This window comes from Aminobacter niigataensis (assembly GCF_014200015.1).
Classification (GTDB): Bacteria; Pseudomonadota; Alphaproteobacteria; order Rhizobiales; family Rhizobiaceae; genus Aminobacter; species Aminobacter niigataensis.
Genome location: NZ_JACHOT010000001.1, coordinates 338,795 through 364,324 on the forward strand (window position 1 = coordinate 338,795; position 25,530 = coordinate 364,324).

Here is a 25,530-nt window from a genome sequence, read left to right on the forward strand (position 1 = left end):
GCGAAGGACCCGCTCAAGCCGCCGGTTCCACGGGAGGCCCGGTAACGGCGTTGCGGGCCTCGCCTCCCTGAGGTCGACCGAGTCAAACCGAGACAGTGAGCGCCAGTACGCCCTCGCAGCTACTCCACCACCTTCGGAAACACCTTCCAGCGCTTCGGCCGGAACGCGACCCGGCTTTTCTGGGCGGCGGGGTGGCCGACGGGCAGCTCGATCTCGACGCGTTCGCGGCCGCCGCCGATCTCCAGTTCGACCCGGCGGGTGCCGGCAACGCGCCGGCTCGCCGCCACCGTGCCGGCAATGCAGCCATTGCATTCGTCGAGCAGCTCGATGTCGTGCGGGCGGAAGTAGAGCGTCGCCTCGCCATCGGTAAGTTCGGGTGCGGCAAGCCCGATCGGCCGGTCGGCGATCCAGACCTGTCCGTCCTCGACCTTGACCGGCAGCGAGCTCGACTCGCCGATGAAGCCGTAGACGAAGGGCGAATTGGGCGTGTCGTAGACCTCGTCGGCGGTGCCGATCTGTTCGATGCGGCCCTGGCTCATCACTACTACCCGGTCGGCGAGTTCGAGCGCCTCTTCCTGATCGTGGGTGACGAAGATCGTGGTGTGGCCGGTGGCGTCGTGGATCTCGCGCAGCCAGCGCCTGAGTTCGCGCCGCACCTGCGCGTCGAGCGCACCGAAGGGCTCGTCGAGCAGCAGTACGCGCGGCTCGATGGCCATGGCGCGGGCAAGCGCCACGCGCTGGCGCTGCCCGCCCGAAAGCTGCGCCGGGTAGCGCTTTTCCAGGCCTGAAAGCTGGACGAGGTCGAGCAGTTCGGAAGCGCGGCGGCGGATCTCCGCCCTGGTCGGCCGCTTGGCCGACGGCCGTACCTTGAGGCCGAAGCCGATGTTGTCGGCCACCGTCATGTGTCGGAACAGCGCGTAGTGCTGGAACACGAAGCCGACATTGCGCTCCTGGATGGTCCTGTTGGAGGCATCCTCGTCTCCGAAGAAAATCGTGCCGCGCGTCGGCCGTTCGAGCCCGGCGATCAGCCGCAGAAGTGTGGTCTTGCCCGAGCCCGAAGGCCCGAGCAGCGCGATCAGCTCGCCCGACTTGATGTCGAGCGAGACGTCGCGCAGCGCCGGAAACCGGTCGAATTCCTTGCGCACATTTGAAACGCGAACTTCCATCAGTCGACCTCTGTCAGTGTCCGCGCGTGGCGGCGATCTCGGCGCCGTAGCGGAGCTCGAGAAGGGTTTTGAGCACAAGCGTCACCAGGGCGAGGCCGGCGAGCACGGACGCGACGGCAAAGGCGCCGACGGCATTGTATTCGTTGTAGAGGATCTCGACATGCAGCGGCATGGTGTTGGTCATGCCCCTGATGTGGCCCGAGACCACCGACACGGCGCCGAATTCGCCCATGGCGCGCGCGTTGCACAGCAGCACGCCGTAGAGCAGGCCCCATTTGATGTTGGGCAGGGTGACATGCCAGAAGGTCTGCCAGCCATTGGCGCCGAGCGAAAGTGCCGCCTCCTCGTCGCCGGTGCCCTGTTCCTGCATCAGCGGGATCAGTTCGCGGGCGACGAAGGGGAAGGTGACGAAGACGGTCGCCAGCACGATGCCGGGCACGGCAAACAGGATGACGATGCCGTGCATCTTGAGCCAGGGCCCGAGCAGGCTCGATGCGCCGAACAGCAAGACATAGACCAGGCCTGAAATCACCGGCGACACCGAAAACGGCAGGTCGATCAGGGTGGTCAGGAAAGCCTTGCCCTTGAACTCGAACTTGGCGATGGCCCATGCGGCGGCGACACCGAACACCAGGTTGAGCGGCACCGAGATGACCGCGACCAGCAGCGTCAGCTTGATCGCGGCGATCGTGTCGTGTTCGTTGATGGCTTCGAGGAACGCGCCGATGCCGCGCGAAAACGCCTGTTCGAACACCACCACCAGCGGCAGCAGCAGGAAGATGGCGAGGAAGGCGAAGGCGACGAACATCAGTCCGGCGCGCGCCAGCGGCCGCTCGGTCACCGCCAGCGAGGCGTGCTCGTGATAGGCGTCGGCGGGGTAAAGCTCTGGATCAGCCATAGCGCTTGCGGGTCCGCGACTGGATGAGGTTGATGATGAGCAGCATCAGGAACGACAGTGCCAGCATGATCGTGGCAATCGCGGTCGCGGCGGCATAGTCGTACTCCTCGAGCCGGATGACGATCAAAAGCGGCGCGATCTCGGAGATGTAGGGCAGGTTGCCGGCGATGAAGATGACCGAGCCGTATTCGCCGACGCCGCGCGCGAAGGCGAGCGCGAAGCCGGTGATGACGGCCGGCGCCAGCCCCGGGAACAGCACCCGGAAAATGGTCTGGAAGCGGTTGGCGCCGAGCGTGGCGGCAGCTTCCTCGACCTCCTTGTCGATCTCCTCGATGATCGGCTGCACCGTGCGCACGACAAAGGGCAGGCCGATGAAGATCAGCGCTATGACGATGCCGAGCGGCGTGTAGGCGACCTTGATGCCCAGCGGTGCCAGCAGGCTGCCCATCCAGCCTTTCGGCGAATACAGCGTGGTCAGCGCGATGCCCGCCACCGCCGTCGGCAGCGCGAAGGGCAGGTCGACCATTGCGTCGATGACGCGGCGGCCGGGAAAGCGGTAGCGCACCAGCACCCAGGCGACGATGGTGCCGAAGACGACATTGACGGCGGCGGCGATGAAGGCTGTGCCGAAGCTGATTTCAAGCGCCTTGACGGTGCGGCGGTCGGTGGCGATGGCCCAGAAATCGGTCCAGCCGAGCGAGGCCGAACGCCAGACGAGGCCTGAAAGCGGGATCAGGATGATGAGCGTGAGGTAGGCAAGCGAGAAGCCGAGCGTCAATCCGAAACCCGGAATGACGCTCGGCTGTCTGAACCGCCACCCCGCCTTGGCGGGTGCTGTGGTCATGTCGTCCTGGTCTTCGCCTTACTGGGCCGGCTTGTAGATCTGGTCGAATATACCACCATCACCGAAGTGATAGGGCTGCGCCTTTGCCCAGCCGCCGAAAATCGGATCGTCGATGGAGACAAGCTTCAGCTCGGCCTGCTTCTGCAGGTCGGCGGCAGGCACCAGTTCGGGCTTGGACGGCCGGTAGTGGTGCTTGGCGGCGATGGTCTGGCCTTCCGCCGAATAGAGGTAGTTCAGATAGGCCTCGGCGACCTTGCGGCTGCCCTTGGCGTCGACATTGGCGTCGACCACGGCCACCGGCGGCTCGGCCAGGATCGATTGCGGCGGGAAGACGATGTCGAACTTCTCGGCGCCGAACTCGTCGAGCGCCAGATAGGCCTCGTTTTCCCAGGCCAGCAGCACGTCGCCCTGTTCGCGCTCGGCAAACGTCACGGTCGAGCCGCGGGCGCCGGTGTCGAGGATCGGCACATGGGCGTAGAGGTTGGAGACGAATTCCTTGATCTTGGCTTCGTCGCCGCCGAACTGGCCGTTGGCCCAGGCCCAGGCGGCGAGGTAGTTCCAGCGTGCGCCGCCCGAGGTCTTTGGGTTCGGCGTGATCACCTGGACGCCGTCCTTGACCAGGTCGCCCCAGTCGTTGATGCCCTTGGGGTTGCCCTTGCGGACCAGGAAGATGATGGTCGAGGTGTAGGGCGAGGCGTTGTTGGGCAGCTTCGAGCGCCAGTCCGGATTGATCTTCTTCGATTTCTCGACGATCGCGGTGATGTCGCTTTCCAGCGCCAGCGTGACCACGTCGGCGTCGAGCCCGTCGATCACGGCGCGCGCCTGCTTGCCGGAGCCGCCATGCGACTGCTGGATCGTCACGGTCTCGCCGCTCTCCGCCTTCCAGTGCTTGGCGAAGGCCTCGTTGTACTCCTTGTAGAGCTCGCGGGTCGGGTCATAGGAGACGTTGAGGAGCGTGGTATCGGCATGGGCAAAGCCCAGACCGCCGAGTTGAACCGCGCCGGCCAGCAGCGCCGAGAGAAGTACCGTTCTGCGTGAAGTGGTCATTTCCGCCTCCGTTCGAATATGGTTCTACTCTATCGAACTGGTAGAAATTAGATGCGGCGAATGTTCCGAATTTCGCGCCGCATGGGCAAATTTCATGCGAGCTGCCGGGCCGTCGGAAATTTTTTTGCTCGCTCAAAAAGTCCTGACCGGCCCGGGCGATATGAACGTTCGCCACAAGCGATGACAGCTAGGGGAGTTGGCGGGGGAGGCAAGGGCAGTCAGGCCTTGGCGATTTGCCCCGACCAAAATCTTTCAACCTCGATCCATTGCGCTGCGCTGCGCGGGCCCAGCCACTGCTTCAGTTGATCCGGCGATGTGGTCTTATGGAGGTTCCGGTTTTGGAGGTCTTCCAGCAGCCCGATCGTTGTCGCCTCCCGTTCGAGCTCATCGCCGTCGGCGAGCCAACGTTCCACGACTGCGAATATATGCTGAAGTTCACGGACCTGGCCGCCCTCCAGCTTGCCAATCACGTGTCGCGCCAAATCTCCCAGGGCCAGGTAAAGTGGCAGTTCGGTTTGGTCGCGCCATTTGTCTGCAAACGCGTCCCAAACCGGCTGGAATGTCGGGTCGACCTCCATAAGCACGTCGAACATGTCCAGCCGAGAGATCAAATCATCTACTCCACAAACACCCGCACGCTCGCCGCACGGCCCGCCGCGTCGATCACTGTCAGCGTTGAATAGCCCGTACCGTCGGGTTGCCATGTTGCCTCGCGGCGACGCGCCAGGGCCGCCAGCGGCTTGCCGTTGGCGAGCCAGCGGAACGGCGCGCGGCCGCCCTGCAGCTTGAGCACCAGCGGCGATGCGGCGTCCGTCGCAGCGCCCAGCTCGACGCGGGCGCCGTCGGGCGGAAAGACGATCTGCGGCGCCGGTTCGGTAATCGCTGCCGCAACTGTCGGCAGCTCGCTTGAGGTGGAGAAACGTTCGAGCGTCACCGGCAGGTCGGCGCGGGCGGTGCGCAGCGTTCCCGCCGGCGGGCGCGGCAGTGGCATCGCCGGCAGGCCGGAACGGGCAAAGCCCTCGAACAGGATGGGTGCTGCCGAAACATATCCCGACAGGCCGGGCACGGCACCGGCATCCGGCCGCCCCGCCCAGACGCCGAGCACGTAGCGGCCGTCATAGCCGATCGACCAGGCGTCGCGGTAGCCATAGGACGTCCCGGTCTTGTAGGCGATGGCGCGCTTGGCCGCCCCCTCCGGCGGCCTCACGCCGGAAAGAATGTCGCCGATCTGCCAGGCCGCCTGTTCCTCGAGCACCGTTCCGTTGGCGAGCGGAGGGGGCGTGGCCGTCTCCGATCCATCGCGCAGAATCTTGGCGCGGCCGCCATTGGCAAGCCCGGTGTAAAGCTGGACGAGGTCGCGCAGCGACACGCCGACGCCGCCGAGGCCGATGGCCAGGCCAGGCACTTCGTTGGGCGGCAATTGCGGAGTGACGCCGGCCTGGCGGAAGCGCGCGGTCAGTCGCTGCGGCCCGACCGCGTCGAGCAGGCGGATCGTCGGCACGTTGAGCGAAAGCTGCAGTGCCTGTCGCACCGAAACGTCGCCCTGGTAGCTCATGTCGAAATTCTTGGGCCGGTAGCCGGCGAAATCGGCGGGCCGGTCCTCGATCAGCGTCTCCTGCGCCACCAGTCCCTGTTCGAAGGCGAGGCCATAGATGAACGGCTTCAATGTCGAGCCGGGCGAGCGCACAGTGCGGGTCATGTCGATCCAGCCCGAACGCGAGGCGTCGAGGAAGCTGGCCGAGCCGACCTCGCCGAGGATTTCGCCCGTCATGGCGTCGGCCATCACCATGGCCACCGAGATGCGTGGCCCGAGCCGGGCGGCCGCCTCGCGTGCGACGGCCTCGAGCCCTTCCTGGACGCTTCTGCGCAAGGTCAGCTGGTGCCGGTCGGTGCCAGGCTGGTTGCGCAAGGCGGTATCGGCGGCATGCGGCGCCAGTGCCGGCAGCGCCAGCCGCGTGGCGGTCACGTCGTCGAGGGCGGCGCGTGCGGCCTCGCTTTCGCCGAGCAGGCCCGCCGTCACCATGCGGCCGAGCACACGGTCGCGCGCGGCCTGCGCGTTGTCGGGGTTGCGGTCGGGGCGGCGGCGCTCGGGCAGTTGCGGCAGGGCGACCAGAAGGGCTGCTTCCGAAACCGTGAGCCGCTTCGGTTCCTTGCCGAAATAGGCGAGGGCGGCTGCACGCACGCCCTCAAGGTTGCCGCCATAGGGTGCGAGCGTCAGGTAACGCTCGAGGATCTGCTTTTTCGATAGCCGCCGCTCGATCTGCATGGCGCGGGCGAGTTGCTTCAGCTTCGAGGCAAGGCTGCGTTGCTCGCGCGGCTCGATCAGCCGCGCCAGTTGCATCGACAGCGTCGAGCCGCCGGAGACGATGCGGCCGTTGGTGACGAATTGCTGGGCTGCGCGCCCCAGCGCCAGCAGGTCGACGCCTTCATGATCCCAGAATCGCTTGTCCTCATAGGCAACCAGCATCTTGACCAACTGCGGATCGACCTGGTCGAGGCCGACGCCCAGCCGCCAATGGCCCGACGGTGTCGCATAGGCGCGCAAAAGCTGGTCGTCTCGGTCGAGCACTTCGGCCGAGACGGTGAGCTTCTCGGGCAAAGGCGGCGGAAAGGCGCGGTCCAGCGCCAGCAGGCCACCAAAGGCGAGGGCGGCAAGGGCGGCTGCGCTTGCTGTCCAGACCGCGGTCTTACGGATCACCTTTGCGGAGAGCATGGCTCTGCCCCTCACCCTTACCCTCTCCCCGTGAAGAACGGGGAGAGGGAGGCGTCAACGTTGCGGCCATCTTCCTTCTCCCCGTCATGACGGGGAGAAGGTGCCGGCAGGCGGATGAGGGGCAGCGCCAACCTCTCTCCTGATGCCGATGCTGGACTGAAAGCAGACATCGCTATTCCGCCTTCACCTCCATCATGCCGGTGGCCGTACGTGCCGAATATTGCGGGCGATACATGTCCTCGACATTCGCCGCCGGGTGGGCATAGACGCCCGGCGTCACCGCGCGCACGACATAGGCAAGCGTGAATTCCTGGTCGGCGCCTTCGCCGCTTTCCATGGCGGCGACAAAGCGGTCGTTGCGGAATTCGAGATGTGCGGCCTGCGTTTGCTCCAGCCACGAGAAGTTTGACAAATTGGCGCTGTTGACCAGCCCCGGATTGTCGATCTCGAAGCCTGCCGGCAGCATGTCGGCCACCACCACGCGCGAGGGCCAGTCGTTGAGCTCGCTGACCTTGAGCACGACGACGAAGCGCTCGTTCTGCTGGACCTCCGTCACATTGGCTTCGCTGCCGTCGAGCCGGTAGTAGGTGCGGCTGATCGTAAAGCCGTCGCCGCCGGCGGGCAGGGGTTGTGCCGGGGCGGCGACCGTCGTCACCACGGCCTGCAGCGGGTCCTTGCCGGTATTGGCGATGGTAATCGGATTGACCAGCAGGTCGGCACCGTCGACGCGTTCGGAATAGGCGCCGCTATGGGCGGCACCGTTGACGTCGAGCGAGATGGCGTCGTTGCCGGCCTTCAGCGCGCGCGCCGCCAGCAGCATCCAGGCGTCGTCCTGGGTGCTGGTCCACTTGGCCGCGGCGCGGTCGGCCGCCACCATCTTGACCAGCGCCGGGATCACCGAGGGCACCGGCTTGCTTTCGGCGGCGAGCGCCAGCATGGCGGCACCGTCGCGCAGGCGCGAGCCATAGTCCGAGCGGTACCAGTTGTGCTCGGTTGTCGCTTTGGCAAGCTGGATTGCGGACTGGAAGGTCTGCTCGGAGCGCTGGCCGTCGCCATAGAGTGCCAGGCTGGCGCCGAGTTGGGCCACCGCCATCGGACTGGTGAAGGCTTCGAGCTTGGTGTCGGCGAAGTAGCGCAGGTCGCCGACCGAGGCCTTCTTGTTGCGTGCCAGCACGTAGAGCGCGTAGGCGATCTCCGAGCCGCGGTCCTCGACATCGACGTCGTAGCCGATCGAGTTCTGCAGGTTGTTGAGCGCCTGCATCATCGCTCCCTGGGGCACGTCGAAATTCTTCTCGCGCGCCCGGGTCAGGAAGTCGGTGACATAGGCGTCGAGCCAGAGGTCGCCGGAGCCGGGCGACCACAGGCCGAAGCTGCCCGACGAGGACTGGTAATTGAGAACACGGTAGATCGCGCCCTGGATGCGCTCGCGCAGTTCCGGGTCGTCAGCCATGCCGGCCTCGGCGCTGAGCTCGCTGACATAGAGCAGCGGCAGTGCCCGGCTCGTCGTCTGTTCGGCGCAGCCATAGGGGTAGCGGTCGAGCGTCATCAGGAGCGAGGGCACGTCGAAGGCCGATGCCTGCGATACGCCGACGCTGACATGGGCGTCGTCGAGCAGGCTTGCGGCCAGCAGCTCCCTGTCGATGCGCAGCGAGGCGTTGGGCGAAAGGTCGACCACCATGCGCGTGGTCACCGGCAACTGGCCGGGTCGCACGGGGAAGGAAAGCTCCTGTTCGACCGTCAGCCCCTCGGCGTTGGCGAGCCGGATCGTCAGGCCGGCAGTGCCTGCCGTCACCGGCATCAGCGGGATCTTCACCGTCTGGCGCTTGCCCGGCTCCAGTGTCACCTTCTCGGGCAGGGCGGCACTGCCGGTGGACAGGTCGCCCGTCGTCTCGACGGTCAGCGCATAGTCGCCGGCCGGCGCGTCGGTGTTGGCGATGTCCAGCGTCATCTCGGCGAAGTCGCCCGGCGCCATGAAGCGCGGCATGCCGGCCGTCAGCACGATCGGATCGCGCACGATCACGTCGCCGGTGGCGTGGCCGACCGCGTTCTTCGTCCACGCCACGCTCATCACGCGCACCGTGCCGTTGAACTGCGGGATGTCGAAGTCGACGGTCGTTTTGCCGTCGGCATCGAGTTCGACGATGCCGGAGAAGAAGGCGACCAGCTTTTCCTTGGGCGGGCTGCCCTGCGAGGTCAGGGCCGCACCGTCACCACCGGTGCGAAGCTTGCCCATGGCACCGAGAGAGCCGTCGATCAGCCGGCCATAGAGGTCGCGCAGTTCGAGCCCCAGCATGCGCTGGCCGAAATACCAGTTCTCGGGGTCCGGCGCCTTGTAGTTGGTCAGGTTGAGAATGCCGACGTCGACGGCGGCGACCGTGACATAGGCCTTGTCGCCTGCCGCAGCCCCCGTCACCGCAACCGGGATCGACAGCGTCTTGCGCGGCTCGGTCTTTTCGGGAAGCGTCAGCGCGACGGCGAGCTTCTTGTCGGCGGGATCGACCGAAAGCCATTTCAGGCCGATGGCACGCGCCGGCATGCGCGATTCTTGCGCTTCGCCCGGACGATAGAGCGTGGCCGTCACATAGGCACCGGCGCCCCAGTCCTCGCCGACGGGAATGTCGACGGTCGCACCGCCCTCGGGGATGCTCGCGGAAACGGTCTTGAGCAGCTTTTCGGCGCCGACGGTGACCAGAAGCTCGCCGGCAAAGCGCGGCGATACCTGGAGCTTGGCGACCTCGCCGGCGGCGTACTTGTCCTTGTCGAGCGCGACTTCCAGGCCGTCGGGCGTCTCGGTCGAGGTCGCCGAGACATACCAGCCGGCGTCGAACTCGTAGCTCGTTGCCGGCCCAGTCGGATCGGCGGTCTCGACCTCGAGGCGGTAGCGGCCCCAGTCGACGGGCAGCGACACCGTGGCCTCGCCGTCGGCGGTGAGGTCGACCTGGCCGGTCGCGACCGATTTGGTGAAGGTCACCGGCTCGTAGTTCCACGAGCTGCCCGAACGGTACCACTGGTAATTGCGCTCGACCTTGACCAGCGACCACTGCGCGCCGCCGAGTGCCGCGCGCTGGCCGCCAGGTTCGGCGGCGATCAGGCTGAACTTGGCGGTGCCGCCCTGCGGCACTTCCTCGCCCGAGAAGTCGGGGCGGATGCCGATCATCGTCGCCTGCGGGCGGATGCCGATGTCGAGCTTTTCCTCGACGGCACGGCCGCCGGTCTCGCGCATGCGCACCGTCAGCGCCGCGTTGACCAGTCGGGTCGTCGACGGCAACTGGTCGATGCTGACCGGGAACGTCGCCTTGCCGTCGTCGCCGACGACGGGCAGGTCGGTCAGCGGAATGCGGGTGGCTTCGCCTTCCTGCTCGTCGGCAAGGCCGAAATAGAAGCCCTTGAAGGCGTCCCACTGGCGCTTGGTCGACAGCGTCACTTCGCCTTCGAGCGCGAGGCCCGCAGCCGGCGCGCCATAGAGGAAGCGGCCATCGACGGTGGCCTCGGCGGTTTCACCGGCGGCGATCTCGCTGCGATCGGCGGTCAGCGTGAACTCGATGCGGTCGGGCACGAAGTCTTCGACCAGGAACATCTGGCTCGAAACAGCCGGCTGCTTGGGGTCGGTGTGGATGGCGAGCGTCCAGGTGCCGCGCATGGCGGCGGAGGACAACGCAAGGTCGACGGCGTGGCCGCCCGACTTGCCGCCCTGGCTGACGATGCGCCGGTCCTCGACGCCGTCGGGACGGGTGAAGATGAAGGTCAGCGGCAAATTGTCGACGCCTTTGGCGGCATCGTCGCGCGCCAAAGCCGCCGCATGCACCGTCTCGCCGACGCGGTATATGCCACGTTCGGTCCAGGCGTAGACGTCGAGCACGCCGGGTGCGGCGCGGCCGGTGACGCCGCGGTCGGACAGGTCGAAGCCGGCGCGCGTCATGTCGAGGAAGACGAAGTCGGCGTCACCCTGCTTGGCCATCAGCACCGCCGGTGCCATGCCGCCATTGCCGCGGGTGAGGCCCGGATTGAAGGTGGCGCGGCCCTCGGCGTCGGTCTTGGCGGTGCCGAGAATCTCGTTGTTGCGGGCAAGCAGCGTCAGTTCGGCGTCGGCGATCGGCTTGGCCGAGCCGAGCGAGCGGGCGAACACGTTGAGCCCGTCCTGGCCGGTATAGGTCGACAGGCCGATGTCGGAAACGACGAACCATTGGGTCGCCTTGGACGCCCAGGAGTCGCTCTTGTCGTCGATCGGCTGGGCGGTCAGCACATAGACGCCGGGCTTGCGCTCGGGCAGCGCCTCGTCGACCGGGAAGGAGGTCGTCACTTCCTTGTTGAGTTCGTTGACGATCCCCAGTTGTCCTTCCCAGACCGGCTCGCCCATCTGGTCGGAGATGCTGGACAGGTCATAACCGTCGAGCTGGCGCAGGAACTGGTAGCCCGAGAGCAACTGCGCCAGCGAGCGGTCGCCGACGCGGTAGAGCTTCATGTCGGCCGCTTCCATGTTGACCGAGACGACCGGGATGCCGCGGCGGGCGGAGGCGGGCAGCACGAAGCTGTCGCCGGTGAAGCGGGCCGACTGGGCCCGGTCCTGGACGTAGACGGACAGCACGACCGGTGCTTCGAGCACTTCGCCGATCGCCGCCGGCAGGCCGGAGCGGAAGCTGACGCGATAATGCTTGCCGTGCTCGAGGCCCTCGACGCAAATCTGCTTGTCCTTGGCCTCGATGCCCTTGGGGGCTGCGTCGTCGACGGTGACGAAGGGCGCGTAGTCGACGCCCGTCTTGACCAGCGCCTCGGAAAACTGGGCGCAGACGCGCGGCGAGGTGGTGTCGGCATCGATGGTGTGCTCGACGACGCGGAAGCCTTTCCGCGCTTTCAGGTCCTCGTATGCGGCACGCACGGACGCCGAATTGTCGAGCGCGAGGCTCGCCTCATAGGCCTGCAGCGACGGGCGGAACATGTCGCGGCGGTCCAGCCCCTGCGCCAGCAGCGACAGGTTCTCGGCGCGGCTTTTTGCGGTGCGCGACAACAGATATGCGTTGTAGGCCGCCGACGTCGCGTCGCGCTGCAGCGAGGCGGTCTCGTCGCCATTGGCCGGCTGGACGCCGATCACCGCACGGGCGAGGCGGGTCCAGATGGCGACGTCGTCCGGTAGGATGGCGACAGCGACACGGAATTTCTGCATCGCGGTGCGCGGATCGCCCAGCAGTAGAGCATTGTCGCCGGCGGCCGACAGCGCGGCCAGCCCTTCCTCGCCGATGGCCACCGAGCCATCGGTCAATGCGTTGCGATACTGGCGGGCCTCGTCGGCCATCGAAGCCGGGAAGAAGGACAGTTCGGCCGGTGCGCCGATGTCGGGATCGCCATTGACCGGAACGACCTTGCCCCCGATGGCGCCGGTGAACGGCTTGACGACGGCGAAGTCGGACTTGAGGAAGCACCATTTCGCCTTGGTGTTGTAGGTGAAGGCGCGGCACGACGAATCACCGAGGCACGACGTCTCGCACTGGTCGAGCGTCACGTTCTGCTCGGACCTGAGGTCGAAGCCGAAATAATCGCTGTTTTCAGTGGTCACGATGCGCCGCGGCTCGGCCGCCAGCGCTCCGAATGTCCAGGCCAGAAAGAGCAGAACGAAAACCGGAAAAGCACGCGCCGCACGCATCGTCATATCCCTCCAACACCCTCGTCGTCGCTTCACGCGACATGTTCAGGCTTGCCGCCGCACAGTCAATACGGAAGCCGCCGGGCTTGGCCCAGCGCGCTAAATTGCTTGTCATGGACGCTGTGCATGGTTATTGCCCGGCCATGCGGATCGCCCCGATGAACACACCCGAATCCCTATCCCGGCTGTCATTCATTCGCCCAACCAATTCTGACATATCGATTGTGGCTGCTTTACGAAAACACAGAAACTTCATTCCAATTTTAGGATTGGGAGTTACCTTGGCTTGATGTTTGTGCGGCGTATGCGTGGAATCGACAGTCCAACAGGCGCTCGCGTGCTTTGGCGCGCGGGTGTGGCGGCGCTGTTGTCTACCACGATACTTGCCGCCGAAACGCACAAGGCGGCGGCCTTCGAAATCTTCGGCATCAGGCTCTGGGGATCGGCCGAGGAAGAAGACGCCGATGTCGTCGACCCGCTCGACTATGCCGTCACTTTCGAAGTTGTCGGCGACGACGACGACCTCACCAAGGCGCTCGAAAACGCCTCTACGCTCAAGGGCGAGGAAGAGCGGCCGGTATCGGGTTCGCTCGGCCTGCTCGCCAAGGCGCGCAATGACCGGGAAAGGCTGATCGCCGCCCTGTTCTCCAAGGCGCGCTATGACGGGGTCGTCGACATCACCATCGCCGGCAAGCGGCTCGACGACCTGCAGCCCGACGCCGTGTTCGACGGTCCGCAGCCGATCCCCGTGACGGTGACGATCCAGCCCGGCTCGATGTTCACGCTTGGCGACGTCGTGCTCAAGGGCGACGCAGCCAACATCCGCGGCGCCAATTTCGGGCTGATCGCCGGCGGCAACGCCAATTCCGACGCGATCCTCAAGGCGGAAGCCGGGATCGTCCGCGCGCTCAAGGAAGAGGGCCGGCCGCTGGCCAAGGTCGTCGGCCGCACCATCGTCGCCGACCACGCCACCACCACGCTCGACGTCACCCTCGATGTCGCAGCGGGGCCGATCGCCGGCTATGGCGAAACCACGGTTGAAGGCACCGAGACCGTCGACCGCGACTTCACCGTCTACATGACCGGTCTCGAACGCGGGCGGCAGTATTCACCCAAGGAGATCGACGACGCGCGCAACAGGCTGCTGGCGCTCGAAGTCTTCAGCTCGGTGTCGATCAACGAGGCGCTGGCGCTCGATCCGGCCGGCGAAATCCCCATCGACGTCCGCGTCAGCGAACGCAAGATGCGCTATTTCGGCGCCGGCGCCACCTTCTCCAACACCGAGGGCGCGGGCATCGAGGGTTATTGGGGCCATCGCAACCTGTTCGGCCGTGCCGAAAAGCTGCGTATCGGCGGCTCGATCAGCCGCATCGGCGACACCACCGAACTCGGCGACCTCAACTACAATGCCGGCATCATGTTCGAAAAGCCGGGCGTCATCGGGCCGGCCTCGAAGTTCTTCGCCAACCTCAAGGCGGTGTCCGAGCATCCCGACGCCTACGACCGCTTCTCGATCGGCGGCAATGTCGGCCTGTCCTACGAACTGACCAAGGAGCAGACCGTCTCCGGCTCGGTGGCGGTCGACTATTCCGACATCGAGGATGCGCTCAATCCCGACGGCAAGCGCTACCTCCTGGTCAGCCTGCCGCTGCAATATGTCTATGACAACCGCGACGACAAGCTGAACCCGACGCGCGGCTTCCGTGCGCTCGCCTATGCCGAGCCGACCTACGACGCGCTCAACGGCAACATGTTCGTCAAGCTCAAGGGCGAGGGCTCGGCCTATTACGGGCTCGGCGCCGACAACCGCTTCGTGCTCGCCGGCCGCGTCGCCATGGGTTCCATCCTCGGCGCCAGCGTCGAGGACGTGCCTGCCGACCGGCGCTTCTATGCCGGCGGTGGCGGTTCGGTGCGCGGCTATGCCTATCAGGGTATCGGCCCGCACACCGACGGCAAGCCGACCGGCGGGCTGTCCTATGCCGAAACCTCGATCGAGATGCGCTACGCCTACAACGACAAGATCGGCATCGTGCCGTTCATCGATGCAGGCACCGTCTCGACCAGGCAGTTCCCCGATTTCTCGACCGTGAAGGTCGGCGCTGGCATCGGCGTCCGCTACCTCACGCCTTTCGGCCCGCTGCGCGTCGACGTGGCCGTGCCGCTCAATCCCGGTCCCGGCGACCCGAGCTACGGCATCTATGCCGGCGTCGGCCAGGCGTTCTGACCACGATGGTTATGCTGAAGAAAATCCTGCGTCTTCTTTCCATGGCGATCTTGGTCGTCCTGGCCCTGGTCATCGGTGCGGCGGCCGTTTTCACGCTGACCGCCAAGGGTCGCGAAAACCTCGCAGGGCTGATCTCGTCAGTGGCCTCCACCGACGACCAGAAGATCAAGCTGAGCGGGCTCAACGGCATCTGGTCGGGCAACCTGACCCTCGACAACCTCGTTATCGAAGACAGGGAAGGGGCTTGGCTCGCCCTGCGCGGCGTCTCGGTCGACTGGTCGCCGCTGGCGCTGCTCTCCTTCACCTTCCGCGCCGACCGCATTGCGGCCGAGCGTATCGAGGTGGCGCGCCTCCCCAAGCCGGGCACCCAGCAGGCAAAGAGCAGCAGCGGCGGCCTGTCGCTGCCGGTGGCGCTCGACATCAGGGAAATCGACCTGCCCGAGATCGCGCTCGGCGAGGTGCTCGCCGGCACTGGCATTGCCGAGCTCGCAGCCAAGGGCATGCTCAAGGCCGGCGGTTCGCCGCTCGGCATCGAGACCAGGCTCAACGTCGCCCGCAGCGACGGCAAGCAGGGGTCGGTCGATGCCGACATCGCCTTTGCGCCCGATGAAAACCGGCTGACGCTGAACGTCCGCGCGGCCGAGCCTGCCGGTGGCATCATCGCCAACATCCTGAAGCTGCCCAACCAGCCGGCGGTCGACCTGGTCGTGTCGGGCGAAGGGCCTCTGGCCGACTGGAGCGGCAACGGCACCTTCGCCGTCGACGGCACTGTCGTCACCCGCATCTCCGGTACGCACAAGCTCACCGACCAGGGCAATGTCATCGCCGCCAAGGGCGACGGCGCATTCGAGGATTTCCTGCCCGCCACCCTCAAGCCGCTGCTTGCCGGCAGCACAACCTTCGATGTCGCCGGCACACGCACCACGACCGGCGGCATCGACATCGAGCGCGCCACCGTCGCCAGCAGCGCATTGACCGCCAACGCCGCCGGTTCGCTCGATCCGGAAGGGGCTGCCGACCTGTCGCTCGACGTCAAGGCCAATGAAGGGCCGATCGTGCTCAGCCTCGGCAGCGATGCCCAGCCTGTCACCGTTGCCATCAACGCCGCCAGCCTGCGCGCCCTGGGCGATGGCAAGGTGCCGGCAGTCGATTTCAGCGCCTCGCTGCTTTCGGTCATCGCCGGCAACACCGAGTTGCGCGACATCGCCGCCTCTGCTCATTCCGACGGCTTCGACATCGCCAACCGCAGCGGGCCTGTTACGATCAAGCTTGGCGTGGCCGAGCTCAAGACCGACGTGGCCACGCTTGCGCCGCTGGTCGCCGGTCGGGTGTCGGTCGACATGGCCGGTTCGGTCAGCAAGACCGAGATCGCGGTGGATCAAGGCATCATCCGCAGCGATGCGCTCAATGGCGAGATGAACGCCAAGCTCAATCTTGCCGACCTTGCGCTCCAGCTCGGACTCAAGGCCGACGTGGTCTCCAGCGCGCTGCCGGCGGGCATCCGCATCGCGCTGGCCGAACGGACCCAGTTCTCGGCCACCGCCAGCCGCGATGCCGAGGGCGCCTTCGCTGCCAATGCCATCGAGCTCACGTCAGGCGCCCTCAAGGCACAGGGCACGGCCCGCGTGCAGGGCAGCGAGATCGACGCCGATCTCAAGGGCTCTTTCGCTGACGTCTCGCTGTTGTCGAAGGACGCCAAGGGCGCCATCGATTTCGCGCTGACGGCCAAGGGTGCGCGCACCGCGCCCGACGTGTCGCTGACGGTCACCAGCGACCGCATCGAGGCGGCAGCACGTGAAATCACGGGGCTGAACCTCAAGGCGACCGGCAAGGTCGATCCAGCCAATCCGGCTGCCAATGTCGCCCTGTCGGGCGACGTCGCCGGCCAGAAGCTTTCGGGCAGCGCCGTGCTCGCCACCGCCGACGGCACCAGCCAGATCAAGGGCCTGTCGCTTTCGCTCGGTCAGAACAAGCTGTCGGGCGATCTCGTGCTCGACAAAGGGTTCGTGCCGATCGGCACCATCAACATCGACATGCCAGACATTGGCCCGCTCGCCGCACTCGCGCTCGAAACGGCCGAAGGCGACATCCGGGGCCGTATCGACTTCACCCGCAGCGGCGATGTCCCGCAGGTCAAGGTCGAGCTGACCACGGCACAGCTCAAGCGCGGCGACCTCGCCGCCAATGCCGTCGCCGTCAACGCCGATGTGTTGAACTATCTCAAGGCGCCGGCGATCTCCGGAACGGTCAAGGCCAAGTCGGTCACCTCCGGCAAAACAGTCATTTCCGGCATCGATGTCGATCTCAAGCGCGATGGCGAGTGGACCGGCTTCTCCGGCGGCGCCACCGTTGCCGACATTCCGGCCAAGGCAGCCGGCCGCCTCAAGGTCGGCGGCGGTGTGACGACCATCGAGCTTGCTTCGGGCGAGGCGACCATGCGTGGCATCCGCGCCGCCATCGCCCGGCCGACCACCGTCGCGATCGCTGGCGGCACGACGACTCTCGATCGTCTAACGCTGAACCTGGGCGGCGGCACGGCGACGATCTCCGGCACTGCCGGTTCGGCGCTCAATCTCAATGCGGCGCTTGCCAACGTGCCGGCATCGCTCGCCAATTCCTTCTCGCCCGGCCTCGGGGCTGCCGGTTCGATCTCGGGCACGGTCAAGGTGACGGGCGCTGCCGCCAACCCGACCGTCGGCTACGACCTCAAGGTCGCGGGCGCGGCGACGTCGCAGACCACAGGCGCCGGCTTCGGCGCCATGAACATCGGCTCCACCGGCACGTTTGCGGGTGGCAAGCTCACCTTCCAGTCGACCATCGGCGATGGATCGGGCCTGGCGCTGAAGGGCGGCGGCACCGTCGTCACCAACCAGCCGGTAGCGCTCGACCTCAATTTCGCTGGCCCGGTGCCGTTTTCGTTCCTGACCCGCACGCTTGCGGCCCAGGGCATGCAACTGACCGGACAGGCCGACGTCAACGTCCAGGTGCGCGGCCCCGCCACGTCGCCGGTCATCGGCGGCAGTGTCCGTTCGTCCGGCGCGCGTCTCCTGATCGCCCAATCGGGTATCGCAATCAACGACATCAATCTCGACATCGGCATCGGCGGTGGTGTCGCGCGCATCAACCGGCTCACCGGTGCGTTGTCGACCGGTGGTGCGCTGACGGCCAGCGGCACGGTCGGCACCGACGCGGCGCAGGGGTTCCCGGCCGACATCGCCATCAAGATGACCGATGGCCGCTACACTGATGGCCGCGTCGTCACCGCCAATCTCGGCGGCGACATCGCCATCAAGGGGCCGCTGGTCTCGGCGCCGGTGCTTTCGGGCACCATCAACCTTGCGCGCACGGTCATCAGCATCCCGGAAAAATTCCCCGGCGCGCTGACCGCCGTCGACGTCAAGCACAAGAACGCGCCGAAGGCCGTCGTCGCCCAGCAGGAGGCGATGCGCCCGCCGGCCAAGGCCAGCGGCGGCAGCGGCGCGCTGACGCTCGACGTCACCGTCAATGCGCCCAACCAGATCTTCGTCCAGGGGCGTGGCCTCGACGCCGAACTCGGCGGCTCGCTGCGGTTGACCGGCTCGTCGGCGTCGCCGCAGGCCGTCGGCGAATTCAAGCTGCGGCGCGGCCGGCTTTCCATCTTGGGCAAGCGGCTCAACTTCACCGAAGGCTCGGTCGGCTTTTCCGGCTCGCTGGTGCCGACGATCAACTTCGCCGCCGAGACGACCGCCGGAGATGCCACCGTCACCATCCGCATCACGGGCGAGGCCAACAATCCGAAATTCGCCTTCTCTTCGGTGCCGGCACTGCCGGAAGACGAAGTGCTGGCGCGGCTGATTTTCGGCCGTTCGATGTCGAACCTGTCGCCGCTGCAGATCGCCCAGCTCGCAGATGCAGCGGCCCAGATGGCCGGCATCGGCGGCTCCACTTCGCTGCTTTCAAGCCTGCGCGCCACGCTCGGGGTCGACGATCTCGACATCCGCACCAACGAACAGGGCGGAACATCGGTCGCCGTCGGCAAGTACCTGAACGACCGCACCTATCTCTCGATCGAGAAGGGCGACCAGCCTGGCTCCGGCAAGGCCACCATCGACCTCAACATCGGCCGTGGCGTCAAGCTGCGGGGCCAGGCCACCGACGGCGGCGAGGCCAAGGGCGGCATCTTCTACGAACGCGAATACTGAGATCGCCGACCGCGTCTTCTGACATCATAGACACAGTGTCGTGGCACTGTCGTCGATTGTCGGGACATGGGTAGATTAGCAACGACGAAGATTCCGAATGAATCCGGCGCGCATTAGCATTTTTGCGCCAACTCTGTCGCTATCACGCGAACTGCTCCCCTCCCAAAATTGCAAACTTGGCCTTGGGAACGATGACATCCAACCGTTTTGACAACGGTAAACGGATGCGAAATGGTAACGTTACAGGCCAATTCAATGGGAGACGGAAATGACATTCTACAAGAGCAACTCTGATCTTGTTCCCGGCCACATCCGTGAGCTGGCGAAGAGCGCCGGGTCCGGGGAGATGGACCGCCGGGAGTTTCTGGCACTGGCGAGCGCCTTCGGCGCCACGACGGCGATGGCCTATGGCATGCTGGGGCTGGTCGCCCCGACCGAGGCCCTGGCGCAGGAGCCCAAGAAGGGCGGTGTCATCCGCGTTTCCATGTTCGTGAAGGATCAGAAGGATCCGCGCAGCTATGACTGGCCGGAAATGGCCAACGTGACGCGCCAGTTCCTCGAGCCGCTGGTCAAGTACACCCGCACCTTCACCTTCGAGCCGGCCCTGCTCGAAAGCTGGGAAATCAACGACGACGCGACCGAGTACAAACTCAATGTGCGCAAGGGCGCGACCTGGAACAACGGCGACGAGTTCAACGCCGACGACGTCATGTTCAACCTGCTGCGCTGGTGCGACGCTGCCGCCGAAGGCAACTCGATGGCCGCTCGCATGGGTGCGCTTGTCGATCCGGCGACGAAGAAGGCCAAGGAAGGCGCGATCACCAAGGTCGACGACCACACGATCACCATCAAGTTCCCTGCGCCAGACATCACCTTCATTCCCGGCGTCTCGGATTATCCGGGCATCATCGTCCACCGTGACTTCGAGAAGAACGGCTCCAACCTCGTCAGCCATCCGATCGGCACCGGGCCCTTCGAGCTGGTCTCCTATGACGTCGGTTCGAAGGCCGTGCTGAAGCGGCGTGAAAACGGCAAGTGGTGGGGCGGCGAAGCCTATCTCGATGGCATCGAGTTCATCGACTACGGTCCCGATCCGTCCGCTGCCGTCAACGCCTTCGAAGCGGGCGAAGTCGACACCAACTACGAAACCGTGGCCGACTATGTCGACATTCTCGACGGCCTTGGCCTGGTGAAGTCGGAAGTCGTGACGGCCGCGACCATCGTTGCGCGCTTCAACGTCAACAACAAGCCATACGAGAACCAGAAGGTTCGCAACGCGATGCAGATGGCGGTCGACAACGCCACCATTCTGCAGCTTGGCTATGGCGGCCGGGGCACGGTGGCGGAAAACCACCACGTTGCACCGATCCATCCGGAATATGTCGAGCTGCCGAAGAAGGCCCGCGACGCCGCCGGTGCCAAGAAGCTGATGGAAGAGTCGGGTCACGCGGACTTCGAGCACGACCTCATCACCACCGACGAGGACTGGCACAAGAACACCGGCGACGCCATTGCCGCGCAGATCCGCGAGGCCGGCATCAAGGTCAAGCGCACGGTGCTGCCGGGCTCGACCTTCTGGAACGACTGGACCAAGTATCCGTTCTCCATGACCACCTGGAACATGCGGCCGCTCGGCGTGCAGATCCTGGTGCTCGGCTACAAGTCCGGCGAAGCCTGGAACGAAAGCGCATTCTCCAATCCGGACTTCGACAAGAAGCTGACCGAAGCCACGGCGCAGCCCGATGTCGACAAGCGCAAGGTGCTGATGAAGGATCTCGAGCAGATCCTTCAGGACTCGGGCATCCTGATCCAGCCCTATTGGCGGTCGCTGTTCAACCACTCCGCCGCCTATGTGAAGAACCACGGCATGCATCCGACCAACGAGCACGACTTCTACAAGGTCTGGCTCGACAAGGAGGCCTAAGCGGTCCACTGTTGAAGGGGGGGACGTTCGCCGTCCCTCCCACTGTTCGCCAGGCAGTCCCGGTGATGTCGGGACCACCTGATACGAAGCCCAACCCAGTAGCAGGCAGGGGGCGACAGTGCTTTCATTCATCCTCAGGCGCCTCGGCACCATCGCGCTGACGATGCTGTGCCTGACGCTCGTCGTCTTTTTCCTGATCAACCTCGATCCCAACCTGAAGAAGCTGGCGATCAGCCAGACCGAGATGCGCTCCACCACCGAGCAGCTCGAAAGCTGGCTGCAGCGCAACGGCTATCGGCAGAACTTCTTCGTCCGCTACGGCCAATGGCTCGGCGTGATGCCGAAGCAGCCGAACATCGACCCGGCCACCGGCCAGGCCGTGCCGCGCTTTTCCTTCTGCAACGAACCGTCAGTGCCGCAATTCTCCGGCGTGCTGCAAGGCGATTTCGGCTGCTCGACCAAGTTCAAGACCACAGTCGCGTCAAAGCTGTTTCCGGCACTCGGCGCCACCGGCATCCTGATGTTCTGGGTCATGGTGACCATGGTGCCCATTGCGCTTCTGGTCGGCATCTTCGCCGGCATGCGTGAGGGATCGCGCACCGACCGCACGCTGTCGGTGGCCTCGATCGCCACCACGGCAACGCCCGAATATGTCTCCGGCGTCATCTTCACTGTCATCTTCGCCTCATGGCTGGGCTGGTTCAACGGCTCGGCGGCGAGCGCCACCTCGCAGGGCATCACCTTCTACAATTTCACCCTGCCGGTGATGACGATGGCGATCTACGGCATCGGCTACATCGCTCGCATGACCCGCGCCTCGATGGTCGAGGTCATGACCCAGCAATATATCCGTACCGCCCGGCTCAAGGGACTGAGCTTCGGCAATGTGGTGGTCAAGCATGCGCTACGCAACGCGCTGATCGCGCCGTTCACCGTCATCATGCTGCAGTTCCCGTGGCTGCTCACCGGCGTGGTCATCGTCGAGGTGATGTTCCGCTACCAGGGGTTTGGCTTCACGCTGTTCGAGGCCGCCGGCAACAACGACATCGACCTCCTGCTCGGCTGCTCGCTGGTGTCGGTGTTTATCGTGCTCATCACCCAGCTCATCTCCGACATAGGCTACGCCTATCTCAATCCCCGCATCCGGGTTCAGTAGGGAGACGGCCGCATGCAGATCGAATATATCGGCGCCTTCCAGATCTTCCTTGGCGTGCTCGCCCGCTTCTGGCCGGTGTGGCTGGCGATGGCCATCGTGCTGGCCGCCAGCTTCAATTTCCGCAAGAATCTCGGCCTCTACGGCCAGCTCTACGATTCCGGCGTCGGCATCGCCGGCCTGTTCATCTGCTTCTTCTGGCTGTTCACCGCGATCTTCGCGACCCAGGTCGCGCCGTTCGACCCGCTCAGCCAGATTCCGGTCATGAAGGATGCGCTGCCCGGCGCTGTCGAGCCGGCATCCGGGCTGACCTACCTCTTCGGCGGCGACAAGCTGGCGCGCGACGTCTTTTCGCGCATGGTCTATGGCAGCCAGATCGTGCTGATCATCGCACCTGCGGCCACCATGTTCGCGGTGATGGTCGGCATCACGCTCGGCCTGCCGGCGGGCTATTACGGCGGGCGCATCGACTCCGTCCTGTCGTTCCTCGCCAACCTCGTGCTGGCCTTCCCGGTGATCCTGCTGTTCTACCTGCTGGTCACGCCTGGGATCATGGACACGCCCATCCCCTATGCGCTGGCCGGGCTGTTCTTCCTGTTCCCGATCATCTTCTTTTCGGTGCTGTTCTACACCCGCTTCAAGGACCGGCCCGACCGCATCTATCTCCTGCTCGGCATCACGCTGTTGTTCGGCGGCTGGATCTACGCCGGCCTCGTCTTCAACGCAGATCCGTTCGGCATCGTCTCGATCGAGCCCAACCAGCTCAATATCTTCGTCGCCGTCGTCTTCGCCTCCAGCCCCGGCGTGTTCCGCATCGTCCGCGGTCTCACCATGGACATCAAGACGCGCGACTACGTGGCCGCGGCCCAGACCCGCGGCGAAACGCCGTGGTACATCATGCTGTGGGAGATCCTGCCCAATGCTCGCGGGCCGCTGATCGTCGATGCCTGCCTGCGCATCGGCTACACCACCATCCTGCTCGGCACGCTCGGCTATTTCGGCCTCGGCCTGGCGCCCGAAAGCCCCGACTGGGGCACGGCGATCAAGGATGCCAGCCGCCTGTTGCGCTCCTTCATTCATCCGGCACTGCCGCCGACAATTGCGCTGATGTCCTTCGTGCTCGGCCTCAACCTTCTTGCCGATGCGCTGCGCGAACAATCGATGAAGGACTGAGGAGAGCGTCATGAACGAGACCGTCAGAAACGCTGCCGCCGAACCGATCATCGAGATCGAAAACCTGTCGATCTCGTTCTTCACCCGCCGCGGCGAAATCCCTGCGGTGATGGATTTTTCCTGCACCGTCATGCCGGGCGAGGCGATGGGCATCGTCGGCGAAAGCGGCTGCGGCAAGTCGACCGTGTCGCTCGGCATCATGCGCGACCTGTCCAATATCGGAAAGATCGTCGGCGGCCGCATCAAGTTCCAGGGCAAGGACATGGGCGACATGTCCGACGAGGAGCTGCGCTCCATCCGTGGCAACAAGATCGCCATGATCTACCAGGAGCCGATGGCCAGCCTGAATCCGGCGATGAAGGTCGGCCAGCAGCTGATGGAAGTGCCGATGATCCACGACAAGGTGTCGAAGGAAGAGGCTTACCAACGCGCACTGGAAATGGTCCGCTCCGTCAAGCTGCCCGACCCCGAGCGCATGATGCGCTCCTTCCCGCACCAGCTCTCCGGCGGCCAGCAGCAGCGCATCGTCATTGCCATGGCGCTGCTGTCCAATCCGGCGCTGCTTTTGCTCGACGAACCGACGACCGCGCTCGACGTCACCGTCGAGGCCGGCATCGTGCAACTGGTCAAGGGGCTCGGCAAGCAGTTCGGCACCTCGATGATCTTCGTGTCGCACAATCTCGGGCTGATCCTCGAGACCTGCGACCGCATCACGGTGATGTATTCGGGCGAGGCGGTGGAGACCGGCTCGATCAAGGACGTCTTCGATCGCATGCGCCACCCCTATACGCAGGGGCTGTTCCGCTCGATCCCGCTGCCCGGCGCCGACAAGAATTCGCGGCCGCTGGTCGCCATTCCCGGCCAGTTGCCGCTGCCGCACCAGCGCCCCAAGGGCTGCAATTTCGGTCCGCGCTGCCACCACTTCGTCGAGGGCCTGTGCAACGCCGACGAAATCCCGATGATCCCGGTAGCCGGCCATGCCGGCCATTTCAGCCGCTGCGTGCGCTTCAACGAGATCGACTGGACGGCCATGCCGCCAGGTGCCGAAAAGAAGCACGCGCCGGTCAAGCCGGGCGCGCCGGTGCTGAAGATAGACGACCTGAAGAAATACTACCGCGTCGGCGGCAGCGAGGTCTTCGGTTCGAGCGAGGGCAGGGTGGTCAAGGCCAACGAGACCATCAGCTTCGAGGCGCGCGAATCCGAGACCGTCGCCATCGTCGGCGAGAGCGGCTGCGGCAAGTCAACCTTGGCCAAAGTGCTGCTCGGCCTCGAGACGGCAAGTTCCGGCAAGGTGCTGCTCGGTAACAAGGAAATCCAGTCGACCGGCATCGAGGACCGCGACGTCGCTACCGTGTCGGCGATCCAGATGGTGTTCCAGAACCCGTTCGACACGCTGAACCCCAGCCATTCGGTGGGATCGCAGATCGTCCGTACGCTGGAAAAGTTCAAGATCGGCAAGACCGCCTCGGACCGCAAGCAGCGCATGCTGGAGCTGCTGGACCTCGTCAAGCTTCCCCGCGCCTTCGCCGAGCGCATGCCGCGCCAGCTGTCGGGCGGGCAGAAGCAGCGCATCGGCGTTGCCCGTGCCTTTGCCGGCGAGGCCAGGGTAGTGGTGGCCGACGAGCCGGTGTCGGCACTCGACGTCTCCGTCCAGGCGGCAGTCACCGAGCTTTTGATGGACATCCAGCGCAAGTCGAAGACGACGATGCTGTTCATCAGCCACGACCTGTCCGTGGTGCGCTACATCGCCGATCGCGTGGTGGTCATGTATCTCGGCCACATCGTCGAGCAGGGCACCACCGACCAGATATTCTCGCCGCCCTACCACCCCTATACGGAGGCACTGCTCTCGGCGATCCCGATTGCCGATACGTCGGTGGTGAAAAAGCACATCGTGCTGGAAGGCGACATTCCCTCGGCGATGAACCCGCCGTCGGGCTGCCCGTTCCAGACACGCTGCCGCTACAAGAGCCAGGTGCCGGGCAATCTGTGCGAAACGCAGGTGCCGCCGGTGCGCGAGCTGGGCGATGGCCACCAGATCAAATGCCACCTGCCGCCAAGTGTCTTCGACGCCATGGAGCCGGTCATCAGCATGGGCAAGGGTGCTGCACCTGGCGCGCACGATGTGACGCCGGAAGCGTGAGGGGGCGAGGGGCGTGGAGAGGTTTTCCACGCTGTAGCTCCTGAATTTTTGCCGATGGCGATCCTTCGCACCCCCCTCTGGCCTGCCGGCCATCTCCCCCACAAGGAGGGAGATTAGTCTCGTCGCCGGCGGCGCCCATTCTGCAACGTCGTAAAGGATAAGCCTTGCGATATTGGCGATTAACTGCGGCGCCGATGAAGGCGTGATCTCCCTCCTTGTGGGGGAGATGGCCGGCAGGCCAGAGGGGGGTGCGAAGGATCGCAACGTCGGCGATTGGCTGTCACCATCTGTCACCAACCCGCGTGGATAGCCGCTCCCGTTTTTCCACCCGCTCTCCGCCTCCCGTATGATTCCCCTTGCGATCTTCCACGGGACTCCGGTGCGCACCGGGCAGCGGGGGGAAGCGCCGGTGCCGGGCTGGCAGGA

At 65.4% G+C, this 25,530-nt stretch carries 13 protein-coding genes; 6 read left to right on the top strand and 7 right to left on the bottom strand.

The window, feature by feature from the left end; translation table 11 throughout:
- Positions 1 to 119: 119 nt before the first annotated feature.
- From GGQ99_RS01755 to GGQ99_RS01785, 7 genes are all read right to left on the bottom strand, one after another.
- Positions 120 to 1,166, bottom strand: a complete 1,047-nt coding sequence (locus tag GGQ99_RS01755) for a sulfate/molybdate ABC transporter ATP-binding protein (RefSeq protein WP_183260261.1) — start codon at positions 1,164 to 1,166, stop codon at positions 120 to 122.
- Between the two features lie 13 nt (positions 1,167 to 1,179).
- Positions 1,180 to 2,064: a sulfate ABC transporter permease subunit CysW gene (gene cysW, locus GGQ99_RS01760; protein WP_108607565.1), complete on the bottom strand. Its 885-nt coding sequence runs from the start codon at positions 2,062 to 2,064 to the stop codon at positions 1,180 to 1,182.
- Positions 2,057 to 2,908 carry a sulfate ABC transporter permease subunit CysT gene (cysT, locus tag GGQ99_RS01765; protein WP_183260263.1) on the bottom strand — a complete coding sequence of 284 codons (852 nt, stop codon included), beginning with the start codon at positions 2,906 to 2,908 and terminating at the stop codon, positions 2,057 to 2,059. Before cysT ends, cysW begins: the two co-directional genes overlap by 8 nt.
- An 18-nt stretch (positions 2,909 to 2,926) precedes the next feature.
- Positions 2,927 to 3,955 carry a sulfate ABC transporter substrate-binding protein gene (locus GGQ99_RS01770; RefSeq protein ID WP_183260265.1) on the bottom strand — a complete coding sequence of 343 codons (1,029 nt, stop codon included), beginning with the start codon at positions 3,953 to 3,955 and terminating at the stop codon, positions 2,927 to 2,929.
- Between the two features lie 218 nt (positions 3,956 to 4,173).
- Positions 4,174 to 4,566 (bottom strand): DUF7674 family protein, encoded by a 393-nt coding sequence (locus GGQ99_RS01775; RefSeq protein ID WP_183260267.1) that lies wholly within the window; start codon positions 4,564 to 4,566, stop codon positions 4,174 to 4,176.
- A 5-nt stretch (positions 4,567 to 4,571) separates the two neighbouring features.
- Positions 4,572 to 6,668, bottom strand: a complete 2,097-nt coding sequence (gene pbpC, locus GGQ99_RS01780; protein ID WP_183260269.1) for a penicillin-binding protein 1C — start codon at positions 6,666 to 6,668, stop codon at positions 4,572 to 4,574.
- A gap of 172 nt (positions 6,669 to 6,840) precedes the next feature.
- Entirely contained in the window at positions 6,841 to 12,312 is a 5,472-nt protein-coding gene (locus GGQ99_RS01785) for an alpha-2-macroglobulin family protein (protein WP_183260270.1), read from the bottom strand.
- A 283-nt stretch (positions 12,313 to 12,595) separates the two neighbouring features.
- Between GGQ99_RS01785 and GGQ99_RS01790 the strand changes: the two genes are divergently transcribed.
- The 6 genes from GGQ99_RS01790 to GGQ99_RS01815 all read left to right on the top strand — a co-directional run bounded on the left by GGQ99_RS01790 (position 12,596) and on the right by GGQ99_RS01815 (position 25,104).
- Positions 12,596 to 14,530 carry an autotransporter assembly complex protein TamA gene (locus tag GGQ99_RS01790; RefSeq protein ID WP_183260272.1) on the top strand — a complete coding sequence of 645 codons (1,935 nt, stop codon included), beginning with the start codon at positions 12,596 to 12,598 and terminating at the stop codon, positions 14,528 to 14,530.
- A gap of 5 nt (positions 14,531 to 14,535) precedes the next feature.
- Positions 14,536 to 18,711, top strand: a complete 4,176-nt coding sequence (locus GGQ99_RS01795) for a translocation/assembly module TamB domain-containing protein (RefSeq protein ID WP_183260274.1) — start codon at positions 14,536 to 14,538, stop codon at positions 18,709 to 18,711.
- Positions 18,712 to 18,979: 268 nt separating this feature from the next.
- Positions 18,980 to 20,635 (top strand): ABC transporter substrate-binding protein, encoded by a 1,656-nt coding sequence (locus GGQ99_RS01800; RefSeq protein ID WP_108607573.1) that lies wholly within the window; start codon positions 18,980 to 18,982, stop codon positions 20,633 to 20,635.
- A gap of 118 nt (positions 20,636 to 20,753) precedes the next feature.
- The gene (locus tag GGQ99_RS01805) at positions 20,754 to 21,791 is read left to right on the top strand and encodes an ABC transporter permease subunit (RefSeq protein ID WP_183260276.1); all 1,038 of its coding nucleotides are present in this window, start codon (positions 20,754 to 20,756) and stop codon (positions 21,789 to 21,791) included.
- 12 nt (positions 21,792 to 21,803) lie between these two features.
- A complete protein-coding gene (locus GGQ99_RS01810) occupies positions 21,804 to 22,961 on the top strand; it encodes an ABC transporter permease (protein ID WP_108607575.1) in 1,158 nt (385 codons plus the stop codon).
- 10 nt (positions 22,962 to 22,971) lie between these two features.
- Positions 22,972 to 25,104 (top strand): dipeptide ABC transporter ATP-binding protein, encoded by a 2,133-nt coding sequence (locus GGQ99_RS01815; protein ID WP_108607576.1) that lies wholly within the window; start codon positions 22,972 to 22,974, stop codon positions 25,102 to 25,104.
- Positions 25,105 to 25,530: the final 426 nt, after the last annotated feature.

Bases quoted from the DNA above. Each gene is read 5' to 3' on its own strand.
- GGQ99_RS01795 (WP_183260274.1), top strand. From the start codon at position 14,536: ATGGTTATGCTGAAGAAAATCCTGCGTCTTCTTTCCATGGCGATCTTG.
- GGQ99_RS01815 (WP_108607576.1), top strand. From the start codon at position 22,972: ATGAACGAGACCGTCAGAAACGCTGCCGCCGAACCGATCATCGAGATC.
- GGQ99_RS01755 (WP_183260261.1), bottom strand. From the start codon at position 1,166: ATGGAAGTTCGCGTTTCAAATGTGCGCAAGGAATTCGACCGGTTTCCG.
- GGQ99_RS01785 (WP_183260270.1), bottom strand. From the start codon at position 12,312: ATGACGATGCGTGCGGCGCGTGCTTTTCCGGTTTTCGTTCTGCTCTTT.
- GGQ99_RS01770 (WP_183260265.1), bottom strand. From the start codon at position 3,955: ATGACCACTTCACGCAGAACGGTACTTCTCTCGGCGCTGCTGGCCGGC.
- GGQ99_RS01810 (WP_108607575.1), top strand. From the start codon at position 21,804: ATGCAGATCGAATATATCGGCGCCTTCCAGATCTTCCTTGGCGTGCTC.
- pbpC (WP_183260269.1), bottom strand. From the start codon at position 6,668: ATGCTCTCCGCAAAGGTGATCCGTAAGACCGCGGTCTGGACAGCAAGC.
- cysW (WP_108607565.1), bottom strand. From the start codon at position 2,064: ATGGCTGATCCAGAGCTTTACCCCGCCGACGCCTATCACGAGCACGCC.
- GGQ99_RS01800 (WP_108607573.1), top strand. From the start codon at position 18,980: ATGACATTCTACAAGAGCAACTCTGATCTTGTTCCCGGCCACATCCGT.
- GGQ99_RS01790 (WP_183260272.1), top strand. From the start codon at position 12,596: ATGTTTGTGCGGCGTATGCGTGGAATCGACAGTCCAACAGGCGCTCGC.
- cysT (WP_183260263.1), bottom strand. From the start codon at position 2,908: ATGACCACAGCACCCGCCAAGGCGGGGTGGCGGTTCAGACAGCCGAGC.